This window comes from Jiangella aurantiaca (genome assembly GCF_004349105.1).
Classification (GTDB): domain Bacteria; phylum Actinomycetota; class Actinomycetes; order Jiangellales; family Jiangellaceae; genus Jiangella; species Jiangella aurantiaca.
This window is the reverse complement of sequence record NZ_SMLB01000046.1, coordinates 1-16,203: the sequence shown is the minus strand read 5'-3', so window position 1 is coordinate 16,203 and position 16,203 is coordinate 1. Positions and strand designations below refer to the sequence as shown.

13 protein-coding genes and 1 pseudogene are annotated in these 16,203 nt (G+C 73.5%); 4 read left to right on the top strand and 10 right to left on the bottom strand.

Annotated features, from left to right (window positions below; genetic code table 11):
• Positions 1 to 18: 18 nt before the first annotated feature.
• The 6 genes from E1262_RS23880 to E1262_RS23855 all read right to left on the bottom strand — a co-directional run bounded on the left by E1262_RS23880 (position 19) and on the right by E1262_RS23855 (position 8,022).
• Positions 19 to 2,184 carry a DUF6351 family protein gene (locus E1262_RS23880; protein WP_203454307.1) on the bottom strand — a complete coding sequence of 722 codons (2,166 nt, stop codon included), beginning with the start codon at positions 2,182 to 2,184 and terminating at the stop codon, positions 19 to 21.
• 45 nt (positions 2,185 to 2,229) lie between these two features.
• Positions 2,230 to 2,481, bottom strand: a complete 252-nt coding sequence (locus E1262_RS23875; protein ID WP_132106330.1) for a hypothetical protein — start codon at positions 2,479 to 2,481, stop codon at positions 2,230 to 2,232.
• Positions 2,482 to 2,575: 94 nt separating this feature from the next.
• Positions 2,576 to 5,011 (bottom strand): glycoside hydrolase family 3 protein, encoded by a 2,436-nt coding sequence (locus E1262_RS23870; RefSeq protein WP_132106328.1) that lies wholly within the window; start codon positions 5,009 to 5,011, stop codon positions 2,576 to 2,578.
• Between the two features lie 13 nt (positions 5,012 to 5,024).
• Positions 5,025 to 6,614 (bottom strand): FAD-dependent oxidoreductase, encoded by a 1,590-nt coding sequence (locus E1262_RS23865; protein WP_132106326.1) that lies wholly within the window; start codon positions 6,612 to 6,614, stop codon positions 5,025 to 5,027.
• 26 nt (positions 6,615 to 6,640) lie between these two features.
• Positions 6,641 to 7,684: a LacI family DNA-binding transcriptional regulator gene (locus E1262_RS23860; RefSeq protein ID WP_132106324.1), complete on the bottom strand. Its 1,044-nt coding sequence runs from the start codon at positions 7,682 to 7,684 to the stop codon at positions 6,641 to 6,643.
• Entirely contained in the window at positions 7,681 to 8,022 is a 342-nt protein-coding gene (locus E1262_RS23855) for an ABC transporter ATP-binding protein (protein ID WP_132106322.1), read from the bottom strand. Before E1262_RS23855 ends, E1262_RS23860 begins: the two co-directional genes overlap by 4 nt.
• A 165-nt stretch (positions 8,023 to 8,187) precedes the next feature.
• Here E1262_RS23855 and E1262_RS23850 point away from each other — a divergent pair, with 165 nt between their 5' ends.
• Complete coding sequence (locus E1262_RS23850) at positions 8,188 to 8,742, top strand: NUDIX hydrolase family protein (protein ID WP_132106320.1); 555 nt, start codon at positions 8,188 to 8,190, stop codon at positions 8,740 to 8,742.
• On the opposite strand, the gene lepA is transcribed toward E1262_RS23850, so the two are convergent.
• Positions 8,739 to 10,592 (bottom strand): translation elongation factor 4, encoded by a 1,854-nt coding sequence (gene lepA, locus E1262_RS23845; RefSeq protein ID WP_275261807.1) that lies wholly within the window; start codon positions 10,590 to 10,592, stop codon positions 8,739 to 8,741. The two genes, E1262_RS23850 and lepA, sit on opposite strands and share 4 nt — an antisense overlap.
• A gap of 269 nt (positions 10,593 to 10,861) precedes the next feature.
• Here lepA and E1262_RS23840 point away from each other — a divergent pair, with 269 nt between their 5' ends.
• From E1262_RS23840 to rpsT, 3 genes and pseudogenes are all read left to right on the top strand, one after another.
• Positions 10,862 to 11,131 (top strand): type II toxin-antitoxin system antitoxin, encoded by a 270-nt coding sequence (locus E1262_RS23840; RefSeq protein WP_132106318.1) that lies wholly within the window; start codon positions 10,862 to 10,864, stop codon positions 11,129 to 11,131.
• Positions 11,132 to 11,340: 209 nt separating this feature from the next.
• A pseudogene (locus E1262_RS23835) lies at positions 11,341 to 11,766 on the top strand (type II toxin-antitoxin system PemK/MazF family toxin); the annotation flags it as partial.
• Between the two features lie 207 nt (positions 11,767 to 11,973).
• Positions 11,974 to 12,234 carry a 30S ribosomal protein S20 gene (rpsT, locus tag E1262_RS23830; RefSeq protein ID WP_132106316.1) on the top strand — a complete coding sequence of 87 codons (261 nt, stop codon included), beginning with the start codon at positions 11,974 to 11,976 and terminating at the stop codon, positions 12,232 to 12,234.
• A gap of 272 nt (positions 12,235 to 12,506) precedes the next feature.
• On the opposite strand, the gene holA is transcribed toward rpsT, so the two are convergent.
• The 3 genes from holA to E1262_RS23815 form a co-directional block, all read right to left on the bottom strand.
• The gene (gene holA, locus E1262_RS31490; protein ID WP_238993036.1) at positions 12,507 to 13,424 is read right to left on the bottom strand and encodes a DNA polymerase III subunit delta; all 918 of its coding nucleotides are present in this window, start codon (positions 13,422 to 13,424) and stop codon (positions 12,507 to 12,509) included.
• The gene (locus E1262_RS23820; RefSeq protein ID WP_132106312.1) at positions 13,331 to 15,955 is read right to left on the bottom strand and encodes a DNA internalization-related competence protein ComEC/Rec2; all 2,625 of its coding nucleotides are present in this window, start codon (positions 15,953 to 15,955) and stop codon (positions 13,331 to 13,333) included. Before E1262_RS23820 ends, holA begins: the two co-directional genes overlap by 94 nt.
• Positions 15,952 to 16,203, bottom strand: a 252-nt coding sequence (locus tag E1262_RS23815; RefSeq protein ID WP_132106310.1) for a ComEA family DNA-binding protein, incomplete at its 5' end; no start/stop codon positions are given. The genes E1262_RS23820 and E1262_RS23815, both read right to left, overlap by 4 nt.

Below are 16,203 nucleotides of genomic sequence, written 5' to 3'. Positions count from 1 at the left end.
ATGTCGGCGAACACCGGGTCAGAACCGCAGCCAGGTGCCGGCGAGGCCCTGCTGCTCGACCCCGGGCACGCCGTAGTCGCACACGCCGCCGGCGAAGACCGTCGTCAGGCGCTGCCACTGCTCGTCGGTCCACTCGACGGCGTAGTCGTCGCGCTCCGGCGGCCTCAGCCGGCACTTGACGACATCGGCGGCCACGCTCTCGCCGGCCACCTCACGTGGGAACGACGCCGACGGGTACAGCCGCTCGCACTCCCCTGCCGGGTCGCGGTCCAGCGTCTCGGCGACGAACACCGGCGCGGCCGCCCGCGTCATGCACCCCTCCACCAGCTCCACCGGCCGGGCCGCGACGATCTTGTCGATGCGCGCCGCCCCGGAGTCGTCCGCCGCGAGCGTCGTCAGCCAGCGGTCCATCTGCGTGATCGCGTGCCGCAGGAGCGGGCTCTGCGTGCTGAACAGCCCGTAGCGGGCGTCCTCCAGCAGGCTCACGTGGTTGGCCGCCGTGCCGTTCGCGTTCTCGAGCCGCTCCCGCATCGAGGACGTGTGGTAGCGGACGTGGATGTCACCCCACGGCTGGTCGTCATAGTAGGCCCGGTAGTCGATGATCGGCACATCCGCCAGGCCACCGCCGCCGTTGGTCAGGCGGCCGGTCCGGTACGCGATGCGGGTCGCGTCGAGGTCGGCCACTGTCCGGCCGGCCACGATGTTCGCGTCCGCGTCGAAGCCGCCGACCCGCTCGTTCAGCTCCAGGAACTGCTCCGGGGTGATCGTGCCGTCGTTCAACGTCGCCAGCCCGTACTGGATGCCGACGTTGTCCAGCGGCCGCCGCGCGAACCCGGTGCCGGGGTCTGCGCCGTAGACGTTGATCGCGTGGTCGTAGACGTCGCAACGGGCACCGCCGGGATTGGTGACCGGGTCGTAGCGCTGCTCGACCGGCAGGATGCCGCAGAACCGCCGCGGGTCGATGCGCCCGGCGCTGACGGCCATGCTCGGCAGCGTGGCGTAGGTGGCGAAGCCCGCCACGCGACGCTGCTGCTCCTGCGACCACGCCAGGGTGGCGTCGTTGGTGAAGTACTCGTGCAGCAGCCAGGCGTCACTGATGAAGCCGACCGTCCCGAACCCCACCTCGGGGAACGAGCAGCCCACGACGATGCCGTCGAAGATGCCGGGGTAGTTGTCGGTGATCTGGTGCGCCTGGTACGAGCCGCCGGAACAGCCGAACCCGATGGTGTGCTCGACCGGCCCGTAGCGCTCGACGAACAGCTCTTTGGTCATCATCGCCGACTCGGCCGCGGTGAGGTCGTTGCAGTTGTTGCCGAAGACGTTGAGCGACGAGGACATCAGCGCGTAGCCCTGACCGAGCAGGAACGCGTCGGTGACCCCGCCCGTGCCGGCGCCGGAGCGGTACCAGCCCCCGGAGCAGCCGCCGCCGAGGGTGAAGACGGCCCGGCCGTTCCAGCCGTCAGCGCGTCGCGTGGGCGTCGGCTCGGTCTCGCCCAGCGGGTCGTGCAGCATGCTCGTCTGGACGACGGCGCGGTTGGCGCTGCCGGTCTCCATCCGCACGATGAACGGGACGTTCACGCCCGCCGACGTGGTCGTGTCCGCCAGGTCGGCCGGGTACGACGTCGCATCGGCCGGCCAGGGCGCGTAGCCGCCGGCGGTGGTCCGGTAGAAGTAGTCGACACGAGGCTCGACGGTGCAGTTCTCGTCCAGCGGCTGGCCGAGTGTCCCGCCGATCACCGGCACGGCGAACTGCGCGGTCTCGCAGGTGTACGGCTGCTGGTGGGGTCCGGAGAACACCGGCCCTTCCTGCGGATGGTTGACGACGTCGAGCCGGTCCCGGTGACGCCCGGGGGCGCTCGCGACCAGCGTGTTCGGTCCGCGACGCAGGCCGTGGACGAGCCCCGTGAGGGTCCGCCCGGCACGGTCGGCGACGAAAACGCCGCTGACGTCGTCGCCGTTCAGGGTGACCCTCACCCGGTCGAGTGCGACGTGCCGGGGGACGTCGACGCGCAGGAGCGTGTTCCCACCGGCGACGGTGTCGGGCCGGCCGGACAGCGTGCTGATCTCGAGCCCGCCCGACGGGGCGGCCGGCGCGGCCGGCGCGGCCGGCGCGGCCGGCGCGGCTGAGACGAGCGCCAAGACGAGCATCGAGGCGGCGAGCGCCGCGACACTGAAGCGATCCATGATCCGTAGTTCCTCTCGACGGCTGTCCCCGGGGGTGATCTCGGACTAGACGCGGGCGATGTCGGCCGCGTTGTTCGACGGGTCGGCGATGACCAGGCGGACCTGGTCGATCAGCTCGCTGATCGGCTTGGAGTTGCGGTCGGTGCAGACGTCGTTCTGCTCCGGCGCGGGCATCGACACGCCGCGCAGCGTCACCGGCGCGCCGTTGGCGTCGACGACCCGGTTGCCCTGCGTGCGCAAGGCCGGCAGCGCGGCCGCCGTGGCGAGGAGGACGGTTCTCGGTGATCTCCCCAACATGCGCTTCTCCTTCGAAACTCGTTCGGCCCCAGGACCCCGTCTGTGTACTCGCCGACCTGCTTCCCGGCCCCAGGCGATCTCCTCCGCGGCCCGCTCAGCCCGCGACGACCTCGGCGCTGAGCGGGAGGTCCAGGACGTTCGAGCCGGCGTGCACGGTGAACGTGCCCGGCTCGGTGCGCCAGCCGCCGTCCCAGTGCTCGAAGGCGCGCGGCCGGACCGGCACGGTCACCGTCGCCGCCTCCCCCGGTGCCGCGTCGACGACGGCGAACCCGGCCAGCCAGCGGGCCGGCCGCTCGATGGCGCTAGCGGCACGAGACAGGTAGACCTGCACGACGTGCCGGCCGGACCGCGCCCCGGTGTTCCGCACGTCGACGGCGACGTCCAGCCCGCCGTCGGCGGCGCTTGCGGCCCGCAGCGCCGTCAGCTCCCAGCTCGTGTAGCCCAGGCCGTGGCCGAACGGGTACGCCGGCTCCGCGCCGGCCCGCAGCCAGGCGCGGTGTCCGATGTGGACGCCCTCCTCGTAGCGGACGGTGCCGTCCACCGGCGCGGTGTCCAGGACCGGCACGTCCGCCTCGGTGGCCGGCCAGGTCGTCGGCAGCCGGCCGCCCGGCTCCACCAGCCCGAGCAGCACGTCGGCCAGCGCGTGTCCGTACTCCTGGCCGCCGAACCAGGTGAGCAGCACGGCTGCGACGTCGTCGCGCCACGGCAGCAGCACCGGCGCCCCGGCGTTGACCACCACGACGGTGCGCGGGTTGGCGGCGGCCACCGCCCGGACGAGGTCGTCCTGCCGGCCGGGCAGCGCCAGTGACGCGCGGTCGGCGCCTTCCCGCTCGACCTCGGCACTGGTGCCGACCACGACGACGGCGACGTCGGCCGCACGCGCCGCCTCGGCGGCCCGGGCGAGCTCGGTCTCCGGGTCGGCCGTCGCGAGGTCCGCCCCGAGGACCAGAGTGACGCCGCTGCCGGCGTTCTCGCGGGGCGGCAGTTCGACGATGACGCGCAGGTCGACCGGCGTGCCGGCGGTCAGCTCGACCGGCACCGTCGCCGACGGCGGCGCCACCAGTCCGCCGCCGAACTCCTCGCCGTCGTGGACCAGCGTTGTCGCCAGCACGACGGCGTCGTCGACCCGCAGCTCGACCGTCCCGGCGCCGGCGACGCCCAGCCGCGTCGTCCCGCCCGCGGCGGGCACGTACCGGGCGCCGATCTCCAGCGTGGTGGTGGCGCCCAGCCGCGCCGACCCGAGCCGGGACAGGTTCGCGGTGCGCCGGTTCTCGTCCAGGACGACGGAGCCGTCGGCGGCCCTGCACACCAGCCGGACCCCGGGCTCGCCGGAGGCCGGGTCCGTGAGGCCGCTCAGCGGCAGCGGCTCGATGCCCGGCTGGACCACGGCGCCCAGCGTCCAGCGCACGTCCGCCCTCGGCAGCGCGGCGCGCAGCCCGTCCAGCGGCGACACGACCCGCTCGGGCTCGACGTGCGCACTGCCGCCGCCCTGGGTGCGGGCGGCCAGCGCGTTGTGCCCGATGACGGCGACCGACCGCAACCGGCCGGCGTTCCACGGCAGCTCGCCGCCGGCGTTGCGGACCAGCACCGTGCCGGTCGCGGCGACCTCCCGGGCGAAGGCCGGGCCGTCGGCCCGGGTCGGCGGGGCCGCCGCGGTGAACCCGTCCAGCGCGCCGACCCGCGCCGCCAGCCGGAGCAGCCGCAGCACCTTCTCGTCGACCGCCTCCTCCGTCACGGCGCCGGTGCGGACCGCGTCGACCAGCTTCTGGCCCCACGGGCCGTCCGGGCCGGGCATCACCAGGTCCAGCCGGGCGCGCGCCGCGGGCTCCGTCGTCCGCGCCGCCCACCAGTCCGAGACGACGACGCCCTCGAACCCCCATTCGCCGCACAGCGGCTCGGCCAGCAGCGGGTTCTCCGTCATCGTCGCGCCGTTGACCGAGTTGTACGCGGCCATCACCATCCAGGGCCGCTGCTCGACGACGGTGTCCTCGAACGCGGCGAGGTACAGCTCGCGCAGCGCCCGCTCCGACACGACGACGTCGGCGGTGAACCGCTCGGCCTCGAAATCGTTGGCGACGTAGTGCTTCGGGCACGCCCCGACGCCGCCGTCCTGGACGCCGCGCACGTACGCCGCCGCCAGCCGCGATGTCAGCACCGGATCCTCGGAGTACGCCTCGAAATGCCGGCCGCCCAGCGGGCTGCGGTGCAGGTTGATGGTCGGGCCCAGGACGACGTCGACGCCGTGGCGGCGGGCCTCTGCGGCGAGGACGGCGCCGTAGCGCTCGGCCAGCGCGACGTCCCAGGTGGCGCCGAGGGCCGTCGCCGACGGCAGGTTGAGCGAGCGCTCGCGGTCGTCCCAGCTCTCGCCGCGGATGCCGGACGGCCCGTCGGAGAGCACCATCCGGCGCAGTCCGGCGGCCGGCTCGTCGTACAGGCCCCAGGTGTCGGCGCCGGTCAGCAGCCGGACCTTCTGCTCCAGGGTCAGCTTCCCCAGCACTGGCCGGAGCGCGTCGTCGTGCGGTGCGGTCATCGCGAAAGTCCATTCAGTCGCGGTGGGTGCGGATCTCGTCCGGCCAGGCGAGGGTGACGCCGAGCGTCCCGGTCAGCAGCCGCTGGAAGTCCGCCAGGTGGGTCTGGTTGGAGCGCACCTTCCGCGGCGGCAGCCCGTGGCTGAGGCAGAACGCGGCCAGCGCGCCGGCCGCCTCGCCGATGCTCCACTCGACCGGGTGCAGCCGGTAGCAGCCGTTGGTGATGTGCGTGGTGCCGATGTTCTTGTTCGCCGGCAGCAGGTTGTCGACGCGCTGCGGGATCAGCGCGCCGAGCGGGATCTGGAACGGGTACGCCTCGATGTCGACGTAGGTCCGTCCGGCGGTGCTCGGGTGCAGGTCGATGCGGTAGCGGCCGAGGCCGACGCTGTCGGCGAACACCTCGCTGCCGGCGCCGTCCGGCCGGGCGTCGACGCCGACGTGCTGCTCGAGGACGGTGAACTCGGCCCGGATGCGCCGCGACTCGCGGACGTACGCGGACTTCGCCAGGCCGTCCGCGGTGCCGGTGACATCCGGCCGCAGCCGCAGCCCCGGGTAGCCGGTGCCGCCGTCGGGCCGCGGCGCCTCCGTCTGCATCCAGTGCAGGAACGACAGCGACAGGTCGCGGCTGGCGGCCAGCGCAGCCGACTGCTCGTCGGGGCCGACGCCCAGCAGCGGGCGCTCCCAGTAGTCGATCTGCGGCCAGTTCACGACCGTGACGTCGGAGTCGACGCCGGTGAGCTGCTTGCGGGCCAGCACCCGGCGGAACCGCCACAGCGAGAACGGCGCCTCCGCGCCCGGGTTGGCCTCGAACAGCCGCCACTCGCGCTCGCGCAGCGTGATCGGGACGACGTCGCGCCAGGACAGCTGGGGGCCGGGCCAGAACGGCGCCACCGTGCGGCGCCAGTGGTCGTACCCGGCCGGGCGGTCGACGGTGTGGTCCTCGCCCGGCCGGTGGTCCAGCGCGAAGCACCACGACACCGCCTGCTGGTCGAATGGGTCCGTGACGGCGGGCGCGTGCGGCTCGCCGGTGGCGTCCTGGCCCTCGGCCCCGATGACGTGCTCGACGCCGGCAAGCTCCAGCAGGTCGCCGAACTCGGTGGCGTCGAGCACGTAGCTCGCGCTGACGGTGACGTCGGTGCCGGTGCGGCCGTCGCGCAGCGTGACGGCGTCGACCTCGTCGCCGCTGGTGTGCGCCGCGACCGGCGCGTGCTCCAGCAGGACGGTGAGCCGGCCGGCCGCCCGCAGCGGCGCCAGCAGTTCGTCGAGGACGGCGACCGCGACCCGAGGCTCGTGGCAGAACCGGCTCACGATGCCCAGGCCGGGGTCGAGCAGCGGGTCGGCGGCGGCGGCCGGGGTCAGCGGGTAGTTGCGCCGATAGTAGTCGCGGACCCGCCGGCGCAGGTCCGCGTAGCCGGCGGCGGTGTGCGGCGTCTCGATCCACTGGTGCTCGTCCGGCGGCACGGCCTGCGCGGTCAGCTGGCCGCCGAGCCAGTCGGTCGGCTCCGTCAGCACGACCCGGTGGCCGAGCCGGGCGGCGGCGAGCGCGGCGGCGACACCGCCCAGCCCACCCCCGACCACGAGGACGTCGGTCTGGAGTTCTGCCATGCGGTGCGGGCTCCTTCGGTCGGCGGTCACGATCGGGCGGACGCGGTGGTGTCGCCGTCGACGATCGAGCAGGGGACGTCGAGGCTCTCGGTGCGCGCGTCCGGGTCGTCGACGATGGCGACCAGGGCGTCGATGGCGATGCGGCCGATCTCCTTGCGCGGGATGTCCAGGTGCTCCCACCGTGGGGACGCCTCCGGACCGATGCCCTCGAGCACCACCACGGACACGTCGGCGGGGACGTCGCGGCCGCGCGCCCGCAGCCCGCGCAGCAGCGACTCGGCCAGCCGCTCGCTCTCGGAGACGACGGCGGTCTCGGGGCCGCGGGCCAGCTCGTCGAGCCACGCGTCGTCCAGACCGGGCTCGCCGCGGAAGCCCGGCGACCGGTCGGTCAGCCCGAGCCGCCCTACGGCGTCGGCGTACCCGCGCCGGCGGTCCTCGTACGGCTCCAGCTCGAGGTCCTCGCGCAGGTAGGCGACGTGCCGGTGGCCCAGCGCGGCGAGCCGGCCGGCGATGTCGCCGGTGATGCCGAAGTAGTCCGGGACGACGCACGGGATGTCCGCGCCCGGCACGTCGCGGCGGCCGATGTGGATGAACGGGTAGCCCTCCTGCCACAGCCGGGCGAGGTCGGCCTTGTCCGTCGCGACGCCGAGCAGGACGGTGCCGTCGGCGACGTTGAGCCGGTTGGTCCCGTCGCGGTAGACGCGGCGGCGCCCGTCGCCGGCCCCCGTCGACGTGAACAATACGAGGTCGTAGCCGATCTCCTCGGCCCGCTCCTCGATGCCGAGCAGGAACTCGAAGTAGAAGCTCTCTCGCGCGTGCGGGAAGACCGGCTCGAAGGTGTGCACGCCGAGCAGCCGGTTGGTCTTGTTGCGCAGCTTCCGGGCGGACAGGTTCGGCACGTAGCCGAGCTCCTTCACCGCCTCGAGGATGCGCCGCCGGGTGTCCTCCGGGATCCGGGTGGCGGCCTCCGGGTCGCCGCCGATGACCCGCGACACGGCGGACTGCGACACCCCCGCCAGCCGCGCGACGTCGGCCTGGCGCGGCGCCCGTTCTCGGCGCTGGGTCGTCACGTCGCCTCCTCGTCCTGGGCCGCCTCCTGGGCCACCTCGGCCCGCGCTGTTCTCTTGCCCGTGCCGTCGGCCGGCGGCCCGCTGCCTTCCTGATGGAGCCCGCTGTGCGCCCGCTGGCCGTTGGCCAGCTCCGTCCGGGGTGGCCCCTCGGTGCGGCAGACGTTCATCGCTCCGCCCGATCCCCCGCCGCCATGCGCGGGGCCGGGCGAGGAGTCGATCAACAGCTTCGTGTACGGGTGCTGCGGGTTGGCGATGACCTCCTCCTTCGGGCCGCCCTCGATCATCCGGCCCGCGTACATCACCACGATCCGGGCGCACAGGTGCCGCGCACTGCACATACGTATGAGCAAGCATCCAAAAAAAATGCGCCGATGCGCTCTTACGTATGACCGATGAACTTAGGGACGTTATCGGCGCGTGTCAAGGGGGTTGCCGGACCCCTCGTCGGCGGCACTTCGCGTGGCCCTCGACGGGACGTCACCAAGACTGTGTAGAACTGTCCCATGAACCAGACCGCCGTCGACTCCCACGAGAACTGGCTGACCCCCGACGAACTCGCCGCCGCGCGCCGTCGGCTCCCGATCCTCTACGTCAACGCGGTTCCCGTGCGGGTCGACGACACCGGTGTCGCGACATCGGTCGGCCTGCTGCTGCGGTCGACCCCGGAGGGCCAGATCCGGCGCGAGCTGGTGGCCGGCCGGGTGCTGTTCCACGAGCGCATCCGCGACGCGCTGCTGCGGCACATCGAGAAGGACCTCGGGCCGCTGGCACTGCCGCGCATCCCGGTGTCGCCGTCGCCGTTCACCGTCGCCGAGTACCTGCCGACACCGGGCGCCACGCCGTACCACGATCCGCGCCAGCACGCCGTCGCGCTGGCGTTCGTCATCCCGGTGACCGGCGACTGCGCGCCCCGTCAGGACGCGCTGGACCTCATCTGGCTGTCACCGCAGGAGGCCGCCGACGACGCCGTCCAGAAGGAGATGCTCGGCGGCCACGGCATCGTGCTGCGGCAGGCGCTGGCGCACCTGGGCTTCCCGCCGGCGCCGGCGGTCGGCTAGTTCGAGCCACTGTCGGACGAGAGTGCCGCGATGAACGCCTCCTGCGGCACCTCGACCCGGCCGACCATCTTCATCCGCTTCTTGCCCTCTTTCTGCTTCTCCAGCAGCTTCCGCTTGCGCGTGATGTCGCCGCCGTAGCACTTGGCGAGGACGTCTTTGCGGATGGCGCGGATGTTCTCGCGGGCGATGACGCGGGCGCCGATGGCGGCCTGGATGGGCACCTCGAACTGCTGCCGCGGGATGAGCTCCTTGAGCTTGCCCGCCATGGCGACGCCGTACGCGTACGCCTTGTCCTTGTGCACGATGGCGCTGAACGCGTCGACGGGGTCGCCGTGCAGCAGGATGTCGACCTTGACGAGGTCGGCCTCCTGGTCGCCGGTGGGCTCGTAGTCGAGGCTGGCGTAGCCGCGCGTGCGCGACTTCAGCGCGTCGAAGAAGTCGAACACGATCTCGGCCAGCGGGATGGTGTAGCGCAGTTCGACGCGGTCCTCGGACAGGTAGTCCATACCGAGCAACGTGCCGCGACGGGCCTGGCACAGCTCCATGATGGTGCCGACGAACTCGCTCGGCGCCAGCAGTGTCGCCCGGACCACCGGCTCGCGCACCGACGCGATCTTGCCGGACGGGAACTCGCTGGGGTTCGTGACGGTGTGCTCGGTGCCGTCCTCCATGGTGACCTGGTAGACGACGTTCGGCGCCGTGGAGATGAGGTCGAGGCCGGACTCGCGCTCCAGCCGCTCGCGGACGATCTCGAGGTGCAGCAGGCCGAGGAAGCCGCAGCGGAAGCCGAAGCCCAGCGCCACCGACGTCTCCGGCTCGAACACCAGCGCGGCGTCGTTGAGCTTGAGCTTGTCGAGCGCCTCGCGCAGGTCGGGGTAGTCCGAGCCGTCGACCGGGTAGAGGCCGGAGAACACCATCGGCTTGGGATCGCGGTAGCCGGCGAGCGGCGTGGTCGCCGGTTTGGCCGCGTCGGTGACGGTGTCGCCGACCTTGGACTGCCGGACGTCCTTCACGCCGGTGATCAGGTAGCCGACCTCGCCGACACCGAGCCCGGCGCCGGGCTGCATCTCAGGTGAGATGACGCCGATCTCGAGCAGCTCGTGGGTGGCCTTCGTCGACAGCATGAGGATGCGCTCGCGCGGCGTGAGCTTGCCGTCGATGACGCGGACGTAGGTGACGACGCCGCGGTAGGAGTCGTAGACACTGTCGAAGATCATGGCGCGGGCCGGCGCGTCGGCGTCGCCGCTGGGCGCCGGCACCTCGGCGACGACGCGCTCGAGCAGCTCGAGGACGCCCTCGCCGGTCTTGCCGCTGACCCGCAGGACGTCGTCGGGGTCGCCGCCGATGAGGTGGGCGAGCTCCGCGGCGTACTTGTCCGGCTGCGCGGCCGGGAGGTCGATCTTGTTCAGCACCGGGATGATCGTGAGGTCGTTCTCGAGCGCCATGTACAGGTTGGCCAGCGTCTGCGCCTCGATGCCCTGCGCGGCGTCGACCAGCAGGACGGCGCCCTCGCACGCGGCGAGGCTGCGGCTGACCTCGTAGGAGAAGTCGACGTGCCCGGGGGTGTCGATGAGGTTGAGCGCATAGGTGGTGCCGTTGTTCTCCGGGGCCCGGGAGGTGAACGGCAGCCGCACCGCCTGGCTCTTGATGGTGATGCCGCGCTCACGCTCGATGTCCATGCGGTCGAGGTACTGCGCGCGCATCGATCGCTCGTCGACGACGCCCGTGAGCTGCAGCATCCGGTCGGCCAGCGTCGACTTGCCGTGGTCGATGTGGGCGATGATGCAGAAGTTCCGGATCAGCTCCGGCGGGGTCGCCGACGGCACCGGCGCGTTCTCGCTGACTGGCACGCAGTTTCCTCGAGGCTTCGGGGTGTTTTCGGTGCGGACGGAGGTGTCCTGCCCGCACCAGACATCATCCCATGGTCGGCGATACGGGCGCGCCAGAAAAGTGATATCACTTAGCTATCTGGTTGGCCGGCCTCGGCCGTGACACCTGGAGGACCCATGACCGAGACCGCCGCCCGGGTCGCCGTCGCCGGCGTCGAGATCCGCGAGATGCGGAGCGACCAGCGCGCCACACCGGTCGTCAACACCGGCAGCCTCTACACCTGAACGCAGTGGCTTCTTCCGGCGCCGACGGAGGCCTCCCCGCGCGACGGCGGGAGCGGCACGCCGTCCTACTCCGCCTCGACCCGGCCGTCCACGAGGCGCTGACCCGCTGGGCCCAGGACGAGTTCCGCAGCGTCAACGCGCAGGTCGAGCTGGTGTTGCGGAACGCGCTGCGGGCGGCCGGGCGGGCGCCGAATGACGCCGGGCCGCTCCCCCGCCGCGGCCGCCCGCCGTCGCCAACCCCAGCAGACGAGCTACCACCGGCCGACGCCGAGTGAGCCGCGGCCGGCCGCCGTCGGCGAACTGCCAGCCGGGCGGCGGGGCGCGGCGCTACAGTTCCGACGTGGCCCGCCTGCTCCGCGACCTCGTGCGTACCCTGCTGACCCCGCCGAAGCGGCGGACCGGCCGCGACCGAGACCGTCCGGCGCGCCCGTCGGCCCGGCCCGCGGACCGTCCGTCCGCGCCCCGCGGCGACTGGGATTCCACGGACGAGGAGTCGCCCGGCCGGTTCGGCCCGAACGCGACCACCGAGGCGCACTCCGTCGGCGCCGTCCACACCGCGTACAACCCGAGCACCGACGGCGACCCCGACCCCGGCGAGATCGTCTGGACCTGGGTCCCGTACGAGGAGAACGACGGCCGCGGCAAGGACCGGCCCGTCCTCATCGTCGCACACGAGCCGGGTGGCACGCTGCTGGCGGTCCAGCTGACCAGCAAGAACCACGACGGTGAGCGCGACTGGGTCGGCGTCGGCACCGGCCGCTGGGACGGCGAGCACCGGCCGTCCTGGGTGGACGTCAGCCGCGTCCTGCGCGTCCACCCCGACGGCATGCGGCGCGAGGCGTCGGCGCTCGGCCGCGACCAGTTCGACACGGTCATCCGCGCGCTGCGCGACCGGTACGGATGGCGCTGAGCCGTCGACAGCTGAACTTCGGGGCGGGCGCGGCGCCGAATTGGCTGGTGAGCCGCGGCGCTGGTATTGTTGGCGGCTGCGCGTCGGCCCAGGTCGCGGACGCGCCCGGCCGACTCCTTGCCGCCGCGACGGTTCCCCAACCGGCGCGGGTCCCGGACGAGGCCGACGCCCTCACGACCTATCCGAACCGACCAAAGGCATCTGTTCGTGGCGAACATCAAGTCCCAGAAGAAGCGCATCCTCACCAACGAGAAGGCCCGGATGCGTAACAAGGCGGTCAAGTCGTCGCTGAAGACGGCCATCCGCAGATTCCACGAGGCCGCCGACGCCGGTGAGAGCGAGAAGGCCGTCGAGGCCGCTCGCGCCGCCAACCGGCAGCTCGACAAGGCCGCCTCCAAGGGCGTCATCCACAAGAACCAGGCGGCCAACCGCAAGTCCTCGATCTCCAAGCGGGCCGCCGCACTCTGAGGCCGAGCCCACTGCGGCTCGATCCCGCGTCGGCCTCCTCGGCCCGACACCGGACCCCCATCGTCTCGCCGACGGCGTCGTCCTCCACTCCCGGAGGGCGGCGCCGTCGTCGTGCGCGCAGGCGCTCCCGCGCGTGTTTCGAGCCAGAACGGTGTGGGATCGCTGCCAGGATCCCGGCGCACCCCCATGTCCGCCGATCGGGTGTGGGATCGCCGCACCAACGACGTGCCGTCATTGTCGCCCTGGCGACACCACTCTCACCTGTCGTGGCGTCAGGCGGAGCGAGCGGTGCCGATGGCGACCAGCGCGGTCGTGAGCGCGAGCGTCGAGTCGTTGCCGCCGCCCTTGACCGCGAGGTCGGCGTCGGCCACCGCTCGGATGGCACGGGCGAGGCCGGTCGGCGTCCAGCCGCGCAGCTGGCCGCGGAGCACCCGGACCTTCCACGGCGGGATGCCGAGGTCGCGGGCGACGTCGGCGTCGCGCATGCCGCGTGGTGCGCCGGCCAGCCGGGCCAGGGAGCGTAGCGAGGTCGCCAGCGCGCCGGTGACCAGCACGGGGTCTGTGCCGGTCTCGAGGGCCCAGCGCAGCTGCTCGACCGCCTCGCCGGTCCTGCCCTCGACGGCGCGGTCGGCGACGACCCAGCCCTTCACCTCGGCGCGACCTTCGAAGTACATGGCGACCACCTGGCCGGTCACCTGGCCGTCCGGCGCGTCGACCGCCAGTTGCCCGGCCGCCGAGGCCAGTCCTCGTAAGTCGCCGCCGACCGCCTCGACCAGCTGCCGCGCCGCGGCCTCGTCGATGCGGCCGCCGTTGCGGCGGACCTCGGCCCGCACGAACGAGACCTGGTCGTCGGGACGGGTCAGCCGCTCGGCCGGGACCTCGTGCACCCCTGCCTTGCGCAGCGCCGTGAGCAGCTTCTTGCCCTTGACCCCGCCGGGGTGCAGCAGCACCACGTGGATGCCCTCGATGGGCGTGGTCACGTAACCCACCAGCACGTCGCCGACCGGTTCGCTGACGTCCTGGACGTCATTGACCAGCAGCACGCGTCGGGTGGCGAACAGCGACGGGCTGACGTGCTCGGCGAGGGCTCCGGCGGTCAGCTCGGAGCCGGACACCTGCGAGACGTCGGCGTCGGGATCGGCGGCGCGCGCCGCCCGGACGACGGCGCCCGCGGCGCGTTCGGCCAGCAACGTCTCGGGGCCGAAGACGAGGGTGACCGGGACGAGGGTATCGGTCGATAGCGCAGCCATGTCGCCACACAGCATGACACGTCCCGCCGACAACGTCCCCGCCCCCGTACCGATCGCCGCGGCGCCGGTCCCGCCCGCGGTCCGCCGGTCACGACGCCGAGCGCGTCGCCGCCGGTCCGGACGACGGCGATGCTGCCGTGCTCGTCGGTGCGGTAGACCCGGACGCCGCTCCCGCGCAACGCGTCGAGCACCCGTGGCGACGGGTGGCCGTACGTGTTCTCACCGACACTGACCAGCGCCAGCCGCGCGCCGACGTCCGTGAGCAGGCCGGCCTCCTGGTGCGGCGAACCATGGTGGGCGACCTTGAGCACGTCGACGTCGAGTCCCGGCGCGGACCGGAGCAGCGACCGCTGCGCCGTCGGCTCGATGTCGCCGGTGAGCAGCACGCTGACGCCGTCGACGTCGGCCTCGACGACGATGCTGGCGTTGTTCGACTCGGACTCCGCGGTCTCGACCAGGCCGACCGGTGCGAGCACGTCCAGCCAAAGCCGCTCCCCCACCTGGAGCCGGTCGCCGATCCGCGGCACCGACGCCGGGACACCCGCCCCGGCGAGCCGGCGCCGGACACCGTCGGCCGACTCGGGTGGGTCGTCGAGCGGCGAGACGAGCACCCGGCCCACGTCGCGACCGGCCAGCACACCGGCCAGCCCGCCGACGTGATCGGCATGGAAGTGCGTGAGGATCAGCAGCGGGACCTGCCGCACGCCGAGGCTGTCGAGGCAGCGCCGCACCAGCCGCGGCTCCGGCCCGGTGTCGACGACGACGGCGGACCGGTCGCCGGCCCGCAGCACCAGCGCGTCGCCCTGGCCCACGTCGCAGGCGACGACCAGCCAGCCGGACGGTGGCCAGCCCGGTGTCGGGACCGCCGTCAGCAGACCGATCATCAGCAAGGTCCCGCCGGTCGCGGTGACGAGGGGACGGCGCAGCACCATCGGCAGCGCCAGCAGCCCCACCACCGCCAACACCACGGCCGCCACCACCCCGCCGGTGCCCGGCGGCCAGGGCACGACGGCGCCGGGCTGATCGGCGAACCAGCGGGCGACGGCGGCGATCCACCAGGCGGGGAGCGCGGCCAGCCACGCGCACGCCGTCGCGACCGGCGGCAGGGCCGGGCTCACCACCGCGGCGGCCGCGCCGAACACCGTCGCCGGAGCCACGGCCGGAGCCGCGAGCATGTTGGCCGGCAGCGCGGCCAGGCTGAGCTGCCCGGACAGTCCGAGCACGATCGGCGTGCAGGCGACCTGCGCGGCCAGCGGCACCGCGACCGCGACCGCCAGCGGCCGCGGCAGCCACTCCAGCGACCGCGTCCACGCCGGCACCAGGAGCAGAATCCCAGCTGTGGCCAGCACGGACAGCGCGAACCCGGCACTGCGGGCCAGCCACGGGTCGAATAGCACCAGCACGATCACCGCGGCGGCCAGCGCCGGCAGGCCACGCCGGCGCCCGGCGATGGTCAGCCCGACCACGGCGACCAGGCCCATCGCGGCGGCCCGCAGGACGCTCGGCTCTGGCCGCGCGAGCAGCACGAAGCCGAGAACGCACACCACACCGACGACCGGCAGGCCGTGACCGCGCACGCGCAGCCAGCGGGCCAGCCCGAGCGCGACGACCAGGACGATCGCGACGTTCGTCCCGGACACCGCGGTCAGGTGCGTCAGCCCGGCGATCGTCATGGCGTCGCGCAGGTCGTCGGAGAGCAGCGACTCGTCGCCGATCACCAGGCCGGGTACCAGACCGCGCGGATCGGGCGGTACCGCGGAGACGGCCTCGCGGAGGCCGGCGCGGAACGGCTCGGTCGCGCGGCCGGCGGCGCTCGGCAGCCCCGTCGCCCGCTCGTCAGGCCCGCCGTAGGGGCGGAAGACGGCGGCGACGTCGTCGCGCGGGTGATCGGTGGACTCGAGCCGGCCGGCCACGCTGATCCGCTGGCCCGGCAGCAGGTCCGCCCAGTGGACGTCGCCGCCGACCAGGAGCACCGGAACCGAGACGTCGTAGGTACGGCCGCGGCCGGTGACCTCGTCGACGCGGAGCCGGCCGACGACGTACTCGGTGACGGCGGCCTCCTCGCCGGCCGGACCGCTGCGCCGGACGACCGGGTCGCGGGCGACGACACCCTCGAGCTCGACGTGCGCACCGGCCGCGGCGAGCGTCGTGACGGGTCCGCTCCAGACGGGCGCGGCTCTGGCCGCTCCGACGGCGAAACCGGCGACCAGGCAGAGCGTCCCGGCGACGAGCGCGCGGCGGCCGGACGGCGTGATCCTGATGCGGAGCAGGACGAGGCCGGCGGCGAGGAGGGCCAGCACACAGCCGGCGAGGCCGGCCGGCCAGGGGACGACGACGCCGGCGAGCGCACCGAGCCAGAGCCCGAGCGCGGCCGGCACGAGCCGCAGATCGAGCGGCCCGGCCGCCTCCGTGGTCGTGGCGGACGGGGACGTCACCGGCGGGCCGGCCGGGGTAGGCGGGCCGCCGGTCATACCGTCACCAGGGGCTCGAGTTGGGCGAAACGCTGCTCGCCGATGCCGGCGACCTCGCGCAGCTCGTCGATGGTCGTGAACCGGCCGTTCTGTGCCCGCCACTCGAGGATCCGGCCGGCGAGGGCGGGTCCGATGCCGGGCAGGCTCTCGAGCTCGGCGGCGGTCGCCGTGTTGAGATCGATCGGCGCGGCGGGCGTCTGGCCACTGGAACCGGCACCCGGTGGGGCGGCGGGCGCGGCCTCCGGCGG

What these genes read in the sequence shown, in the direction of transcription:
- E1262_RS23880 (WP_203454307.1), bottom strand. Translation starts at nt 2,184, where the DNA reads ATGGATCGCTTCAGTGTCGCGGCGCTCGCCGCCTCGATGCTCGTCTTG.
- E1262_RS23855 (WP_132106322.1), bottom strand. Translation starts at nt 8,022, where the DNA reads ATGTGCAGTGCGCGGCACCTGTGCGCCCGGATCGTGGTGATGTACGCG.
- E1262_RS23850 (WP_132106320.1), top strand. Translation starts at nt 8,188, where the DNA reads ATGAACCAGACCGCCGTCGACTCCCACGAGAACTGGCTGACCCCCGAC.
- E1262_RS23870 (WP_132106328.1), bottom strand. Translation starts at nt 5,011, where the DNA reads ATGACCGCACCGCACGACGACGCGCTCCGGCCAGTGCTGGGGAAGCTG.
- E1262_RS23865 (WP_132106326.1), bottom strand. Translation starts at nt 6,614, where the DNA reads ATGGCAGAACTCCAGACCGACGTCCTCGTGGTCGGGGGTGGGCTGGGC.
- E1262_RS23875 (WP_132106330.1), bottom strand. Translation starts at nt 2,481, where the DNA reads ATGTTGGGGAGATCACCGAGAACCGTCCTCCTCGCCACGGCGGCCGCG.
- E1262_RS23820 (WP_132106312.1), bottom strand. Translation starts at nt 15,955, where the DNA reads ATGACCGGCGGCCCGCCTACCCCGGCCGGCCCGCCGGTGACGTCCCCG.